At 32.1% G+C, this 3,828-nt stretch carries 3 protein-coding genes; all 3 read right to left on the minus strand.

The features are described 5' to 3' along the window. Positions 1-182 precede the first annotated feature (182 nt). From AC4GZ8_RS26190 to AC4GZ8_RS26200, 3 genes are read right to left on the minus strand one after another with little or no spacing between them, the layout of a single operon-like run. The gene (locus tag AC4GZ8_RS26190; RefSeq protein WP_491084815.1) at positions 183-593 is read right to left on the minus strand and encodes a GtrA family protein; all 411 of its coding nucleotides are present in this window, start codon (positions 591-593) and stop codon (positions 183-185) included. After that, positions 565-1,578: a glycosyltransferase family 2 protein gene (locus AC4GZ8_RS26195; protein WP_491084816.1), complete on the minus strand. Its 1,014-nt coding sequence runs from the start codon at positions 1,576-1,578 to the stop codon at positions 565-567. Before AC4GZ8_RS26195 ends, AC4GZ8_RS26190 begins: the two co-directional genes overlap by 29 nt. A 16-nt stretch (positions 1,579-1,594) precedes the next feature. Beyond that, positions 1,595-3,268 carry a DUF6044 family protein gene (locus AC4GZ8_RS26200; RefSeq protein WP_491084817.1) on the minus strand — a complete coding sequence of 558 codons (1,674 nt, stop codon included), beginning with the start codon at positions 3,266-3,268 and terminating at the stop codon, positions 1,595-1,597. Between the last annotated feature and the right edge of the window lie 560 nt (positions 3,269-3,828).

Genomic DNA, 3,828 nt, shown 5'->3' on the forward strand with positions numbered 1-3,828 from the left:
TTCGCTTGTCCAATCCATCACATCGCAATGACGACTGGAATAATATCTTAACATTATAAAATAACATTGTCAACAAAAAATAAAATGTTTTTTAAATGTTCATCATCAGAGTTTGAATCGCTCGTGACTAGATTTATATTTTACCAATCAATCTGATATTTATCAACTGGTATATCCTGGTATCAATGACGAAAAGTTAAATACTTTTGCCCTAAATAATTTAATATTGTATAAAAACACGCAGATAGTAATATTGATAACTCTTCGCGATACAAATTTGATCCAAATATATTCTCCAATAATAAATGATATCCAATAGAATACGACATAAAATAACTTACTAATATAACAAAAATAAAAAGCAGTATCCCTTTTTTATTTTCTATATTACTTTTAAATGTAAAATTACGATTTAGATAATAACTAACCGTAGCCCCAACACTGTTTCCAATAAATGTTGAAATCCAATATGATAGCTTAAACACCTCTAACAATAGAAATATTATTGAAATTCCTAAAATAGTATTTAAAACTCCTATAAGAATGAACCTAATAAAAGTATTATTAAAGTAATTCTCTATGATCTCCACCATTAGAGTCTAATTTCCTTTCGATCAATTGTTGTGTCAAACTGAGAGTATTAATATCGATACTGTATCTTGGACGTCTTTTAGACTCTTTATAAACCTTTCCTATATATTCTCCAATTAATCCAATTGCAATTAACTGCAATCCTCCTATTAACCATATAGAAGTTATAAGCGATGTCCAACCAGTTTGTGTTTCTCCAAGAAATTTTAGGGTAATAAAATAAGTGCCGAATAACAAGCTAGTAAAAAAAGAAAGTATCCCTACAAGCATGACAAATCTTATAGGTGTAACCGAGAATGAAGTAATGCCTTCAAATGCAAATGATAGCATTCTTTTTAAAGGATATTTTGTATCACCTGCAAACCTTTCTTTTCTATCATAGTAAACTGATGTTGATGGGAAACCGATTAAAGGAACAATTCCTCTTAAAAACAAATTTACCTCCTCAAACTTCTCTAACTCTTCGACCGCCCTCTTACTCATTAACCGGAAATCTGCATGGTTATAGACTAGATTTACCCCTAATTTTTGCATCATTTTATAAAATCCCACTGCAGTGGCTTTTTTGAACAATTTATCTGTATCCCTTTTTTTCCTTACTCCATATACAATATCGAATCCATCTTTATATTTTCTAATAAAATCCTTAATTACACCTACATCATCTTGCAAGTCTGCATCAATTGTAATAATGCAATCAGATGTTTTACTCGCAGTGATCATTCCTGCTAATAATGCATTTTGATGACCAACGTTTCTTGCCAATTTTAAACCATGTATCATTTTACTTTCTAGACTATTTTTATAGACAATTGACCATGTACGATCTCTACTCCCGTCATCAACGAACAATATTTTACTATCTATTGAAATCTCATTAATATCAATCAAATGTGTTAATTCATATTTCAAAGCAGATATAGTCTCTGGTAATACTTCTTCCTCGTTATAACAAGGCACAACGATTGTTAATACAGGATCAATCATGTTAAAACCTCCAGCTTTATAAGACTTTGTATAAATAAATTTTCCATGCAGATGACTTTTTTTGAAATGTCCTTTCTAATTCCAAATTATTCTCATTAGCGTTCTCTATCGGAATTGCGGAAAAAATATACGATCCTCCTAAGTCTTTTAATGCTTTTGTATTTAATTCAAGATTTTCAATTGTTTTCTTAGAATTCTTTTTAAACATGTAATGTTTACCAAGCTCATCAGTAAAAATATAACAGCGGCCACCCCACTCATCAAAATAAGTTCGAATTGTCTTATTTTTCTCAAGCTCTTTTGCAATAATTTCTCTAAATTGATACTTATATGAAAGTGGGTAGAAATTGTTATAGGTATCAAGAGTGTAAAAGCCATTGTATTGTGCAATAGCTGGGTGAATTCCTATACTTGCTATCCTGTAATCTTCCTGTGGCAAACCGATATATAGTTTAATTTCCTGAAACATTTCTTCAGCATAAAACTCTTTTACTGACGGTTTTTTATGATAAATAATTTCATCATTAAAGCAAAATAGCAAAATGACTTGCGCAATGATAAAAAATGTTGCATACGATTTCCATCTTTTCCTATAATTCCATATAATTTTGAGCCCTAGAGCAAATCCAACATATATGACCAAAGGCCTTAAAAAATGAAACCTTGCAAAATTAAAAGTATCCATTACATGGAACTTTTTGGTTAATGGTAACCAACCTTTATAAAACCAAAAAGCATACCAAGCGGATAACAAAAAGTTTAAAATAAGAAGCCATATAAATCTCTTTTCTTCCTTCCATAATTTCTTGAAAATAATTAAGAAAAGAGAGATTAACATAACTGCTAAAATAAAAATTCCATGGACTGTCATCACATGAGTGTGACCAAGGACAAAGTTTTTAAATGTTAACCGAATGACTCTCCATAAAGGTAGTCTCGCATGAAAATATTCATCTCTACTATTAGGTACATTATCAAACAGGAAGGAATATACTAATCGGTACTCAACTATCAAATAAATTGCAGTCATGTAAAACAGAGCAAATAGAAAATGATAATTTCGTTTTCCTCTGATAAAATCGATCACCCAGAAAACACCTATACCAAATAGAAAAAAGAAAAATCCTAAAACAATACTTGAGTAAAATGGAAGAAGGGTTAAAACAATATATTGCTTCCACGTTCTAGTTCCGTTTCTTATATGTAAAAAAGACCAAAGAGCAAGCGGCATCCCTAATGTACTTAGCATTCCAGAAGGCCAAAAAGGCGTTAAAGCAAATGCAAGGGCAACTCCAACATTGATAAGGTGATATTCTTTACTTTTTAGGAAATGATCCTTTAAAAGTAAATACATGCCTATAAAAGCAAATAATCTAGTTATGGTTTGACTTAAAGCATAAGCAAACATAGTAGGAAACAAAACATACAGCCACACAATTAAACTAAATTCTGTACCATATGCGTTCCTTGGCAGCCCATTAATAACTTGAGGAATAGTAGCATTAGTTGACCCTAATAATTGTCCGCTGTCACTCAACACCTTATACCAAGCGATATTCGAATCAAGATTATCATGAACTCGAATATGAGCATTCTCTCCTAAAAGATATAATGGTGATAGATATAAACAGATAATAAATAAAGCACAAGTTATTAAAATTTTCTCTTTGTTCATTCTACTAACAAGCAATATCCACACCTCTAATTAATTACCAATTATCTAATGGTACTATTAAGGTTTACAAAATCAGGATAAAAATACTAAGAAAGTTCATTATTAAATTTTAGTGATGATAAACATAAGAGAACCTTCGGTTTTTTATTTTTCACACACAAAAAAAGACCAGTATCTCTACTGATCTTTTTCACTCTTCTTACTTGGCGACGTCCTACTCTCACAGGGGGAAACCCCCAACTACCATCGGCGCTGAGAGCTTAACTTCCGTGCTTAACTTCCGTGTTCGGATTTCGGCTTGCGATAAGCGACGAATCTCCGCGTCAGCTTGTTCGTTCAGATCCTCATGTGCCAACTACCCACACTCCGGTCTTCTCTTTCTGCGCTTCCTAGATCTTCTTGCTTCTCCCAAGCCTCAGGCTAGTAGTTTTAATTTGTTTTGTTCTTTTAAAAAACCTTCGGTTTTTATTTATTTTTCCACACAAAAAAAGACCAGTATCTCTACTGATCTTTTTCACTCTTCTTACTTGGCAACGTCCTACTCTCACAGGGGGAAACCCCCAACTACCATCGGC

It is taken from the genome of Metabacillus sp. RB-C-LZQ-3-1 (assembly GCF_058315175.1).